The 3774-nt window shown below is 35.6% G+C and carries 3 protein-coding genes; all 3 read right to left on the bottom strand.

The genetic code is table 11. The annotated features are described in order from the left end of the window. Positions 1-170: 170 nt before the first annotated feature. The 3 genes from F6K40_RS37250 to F6K40_RS37240 all read right to left on the bottom strand — a co-directional run bounded on the left by F6K40_RS37250 (position 171) and on the right by F6K40_RS37240 (position 3353). On the bottom strand, positions 171-353 hold the full coding sequence (locus tag F6K40_RS37250) for a hypothetical protein (protein ID WP_293144353.1): 183 nt from the start codon (positions 351-353) through the stop codon (positions 171-173). Positions 354-600: 247 nt separating this feature from the next. Then, positions 601-870 carry a hypothetical protein gene (locus tag F6K40_RS37245; protein ID WP_293144351.1) on the bottom strand — a complete coding sequence of 90 codons (270 nt, stop codon included), beginning with the start codon at positions 868-870 and terminating at the stop codon, positions 601-603. Between the two features lie 581 nt (positions 871-1451). Next, on the bottom strand, positions 1452-3353 hold the full coding sequence (locus tag F6K40_RS37240) for a serine/threonine-protein kinase (protein ID WP_293144349.1): 1902 nt from the start codon (positions 3351-3353) through the stop codon (positions 1452-1454). Between the last annotated feature and the right edge of the window lie 421 nt (positions 3354-3774).

The following is a 3774-nucleotide window of genomic DNA, read 5'->3' as shown; positions in this document are numbered from 1 at the left end:
CTTTTTCAGGAGAAAAGAGTATTTTTCAATACACTTTTTTATGAATGTAGACAGAATTCTTCCTCCCCCTCCTCCCCCTCCTCCCCATCCTCCCCACCCTCCCACAAGGGTTTCAAGAGTTCCTTATAAGGGATAGCTTTGGAAGGGGGGAGGGGAGCGTCGGGAGTATGTCAATCTAGCCAAATTTCCCACCAAGAACCTGATTTAGATTCTAATTCTGATGATGTGACTGGTTTGATAGTATTAATTTTTTCCCCTTGATTAATCTTAGCTGCTGCTTGTTTAGCTGCCTCTTCTTCACTTCCTGCTTCAACTATTATATTCCGACGGTTGAGACTCACACGATATTTCATATTTTTTTACCTCTTTGAAGAACACAATAACACAAACTTTACCATATTCTATAGCTAAGAAAGAATTGGTTAGGACATGGACTGATGATGAATCTTAGATTAGGAAATACTTTTCCAACTGTTCCCTTTTTCCTGTTCCCTCTTCCCTGCTATATTTAAAGATCGAGAAACCGGATTTCTATCACTAAAAATCCGGATTTCTCAGTTTTTTGTCTAAATCTTTACGGTTACTTATCAGGAAAAAATATTAAGCAGGTTTAGTTAAATCGGAACAATATTCATCATTTACTACTTGAGAATGAATATTTATCGGTTCCATATCTGATGATTCTGGTAGTTTACGATTTGTAGGATGAAATATCACCTTTTTACAAACAACTAGAGAATTGCTTATAGAGGCATAATCCCAGGTAAAAATTTCTGAATCTCTGATTGTTGCATTAGCTGGGGATCTAACAAATGAACTTAGTAAGACTAATTCTAGGGTTATTAGAGCAATAATCATGTATTTTAACATAGACCTAAATAATTAATTTTAAGTAATATAGTTTGACACATTTATATTATCTCATAGTTTTTCTTTTAGTGTCAAGATAGAATGAGTAATGAGTAATGAGTAATGAGTCAGGAGGGGAGAGAATTACAAAGATTGAGTAATTATGACGATTTGAGATTTTTTTTATGTCCAATTCCCTCGGATTTGATATTATTAGATATCTCCAGAAAAGAGGGAACAGGGAACAGGAGGGAGTAATTGATAATTTATGGATAATAATTGATTTTATTTTTCATTTTTGGAGAAGTATATTAGTCTGAGAAATGCTCTAATATCAAGTAACATTAATTAACCTCAGTGTAGGGACGTTGCATAAGGGCGTCCCTACAGGATTTTGGTTATGGCGTGTAGTTCATCAAGAGCGAAAAGCGCTGTAATTAGCTAGAATCATTCCCTACTGACTACTGTAGGGGCGAATGGCCATTCGCCCCTACGACTACTGACTACTTGCAAATACCTTAAATCCTTAGTGTATAATTTTTTGAGATTTAATCAGCAAACCTTATTTAATCCTATAAGTTAATCACAAAAAAACTTCGGATTTAATACCTACGATTGAATTGATTTCTGACAAATAATACTAAAGAATATTCAATAGGTTTATCGGAATTTGAAACTACTACAAATTGATAATAACCAGAACTTCTTGTTTGACCTCTCCATCGATTTTCTGGAGAATCTTCTATTAATCCTCTAGACCAACGACGAGAATTTAGGGGGGGATAAATTGATAATAAAACTTCTGGAGAATTAGCTTCTAATCTGACGCGCAAAATTTGTTCATCTTCTAACCAAGCTAGATAAATTTTACCTTCTCCTGGTTGGAAAGTACCATTAACAACTTCCCGAAATGAACCTCGTGGAAAACGAATTTCTTCTAGGGATTTTTTGCTTTGTAAATCTTTCATTTTATCAGTAGCGATCGCTTGCCAAACTTGACCTATTGGCAAACCAATGAGATTTTTACCCCGGGTTTGCTCTGGAAATAAGTCAAGAAACCGAGCATCGGTTAAATCATTAAAAGCAACACTACTAATATTTAATTCCCTTAATTGAGACCGCCATTGATAAATATCATCTTGACTATAATTGCCTAATTTGCTACGAGCGTCTGGAGTTAGAGTTTCTAGTTTGTCTGCCAACCGATCAGCTATTTTGTACCACCGCTCTTGCCATAATTTATCTTCTGAATTTTCTTTACTCAAAGTTTCTCCTCGTTTTTCAGGATACTGAGTGTAGAAAAATTCATCTACTAAGGAAATAAAGAAAGATTCATTTATACCTAACTGCTGGAGGCGATCGCTCAACTTTTCTGGTTTTTCATTGACAATTCTATTTTGATTGGAAGTGTATTCTAACCAAATATTACCAGCTATCCAACCCATTCCCCCCATACCAAATATTGTTACTAATACTAATAAAATTGTTGACCAAATAGAAAATTTTTGGGCAACATTACTGGTAACAGGAACTTGGGAAACTGACATAGTAGCTACATTGGAGAGTTTACCAGTAGAAACAGGTGGAGTGGAAACAAGTTCTGGTGGTGCTTGGGTAGTAGCTAAGTCATTGCTAGATGGCAGATTTTCTAGCGCTTCAATAACTTGACGAGCGTTCTTAAAGCGATCGCTCGGTTTAGAAGCTAACATTTTATCTAATATATTGCCCAGATTTTCACTAACACTAATTTCCTGACGCCAGTTAAAGGTCAAATTCTGATGGTTTATCAAACCAGAGGGTTCCTTTCCAGTTAATAAAACTAAAGCTGTTACTGCTAAAGCATATAGATCGCTGTCATTATTAATAACTCCTAGTCGCATTTGTTCATCTGGAGCATATCCTACTTTTCCTAATTTTGTTGCTTGGGGTAGAATGTTACCTCCTTTGTGAGCATACTCAGAGGCGACTTTTGTTGCTGTTTCTTTGACTCCACCAAAATCAATTAATACTGGCAATTTGTCAGAAGTTTGGAGAATTATATTATCTGGAGAAATATCACGGTGAATAACTCCTAAATTGTGAATATATTCCAATACTGGTAATAGTTGGAGCAAAAATTTTGTTATTTCTACTTCGCTAAAAAGTTTGCCTTGAAGTTTGTGGCCTTCTAACAAAGCACGATAAGTTTTACCTTTTATATAATCTTGTACCAGAAATAGATATCCTTCCCCATCTAACTTATAGCGAAACATTTCTCGGAACCCAGGAATTTGTGGATGTCGCAACTTGTATAGTACCCCTGCTTCCCGTTCAAATAGTTCCTGGGATTTTTGCAAAGCATAACTACCGTGGACTTGAGGGGCAAATTCTTTGAGGACACAGAGTTCCTGGAAACGGTGGTTATCTTCTGCGAGGTAGGTACGTCCAAAACCACCATGTCCTAATTGTTTGATAATTTTATAACGGTCAGTGAGTATTAGACCAGGATATATAGGGTTATTCATAAAAATAATAGCTGGTTTGAGCCTCAATTAAGTTCTATTATTATATATAGTGCTAGGGAATAGGGAATAGGCAATAGGCAATAGGCAATAGGGAACAGCGGACTGTCAAAGGGTTTTTCTGATAGGGAAATGCTCCGCAAACAGGATTTATAAATATCCTAACCTTAATGGGTAGTGCTATATATTAGACCTCTCCGGAAAAGAGGGAACAGGGAACACTTAACTGGGAACAGGGAGATATAATTGATAATTTATGGATAGTAATTGATTTTATTTTTAATTTTCGGAGATGTCTATTAAGTTATGATATTTTAACTACTAAAGGTTTTACTAATCTATTTTATCTGTAGAGTAGTTAATGATGTGGCTATGATAGCGGTTTTAACTAATTACCTTAACTTCTGGAATTTTGAGCGACAAA

This window comes from Okeania sp. SIO3I5 (assembly GCF_010672085.1).
In the GTDB taxonomy this organism is placed as follows: domain Bacteria; phylum Cyanobacteriota; class Cyanobacteriia; order Cyanobacteriales; family Microcoleaceae; genus Trichodesmium.
This window is presented reverse-complemented; position numbering and strand designations above follow the sequence as displayed.

What these genes read in the sequence shown, in the direction of transcription:
- F6K40_RS37250 (WP_293144353.1), bottom strand. Translation starts at nt 353, where the DNA reads ATGAAATATCGTGTGAGTCTCAACCGTCGGAATATAATAGTTGAAGCA.
- F6K40_RS37245 (WP_293144351.1), bottom strand. Translation starts at nt 870, where the DNA reads ATGTTAAAATACATGATTATTGCTCTAATAACCCTAGAATTAGTCTTA.
- F6K40_RS37240 (WP_293144349.1), bottom strand. Translation starts at nt 3,353, where the DNA reads ATGAATAACCCTATATATCCTGGTCTAATACTCACTGACCGTTATAAA.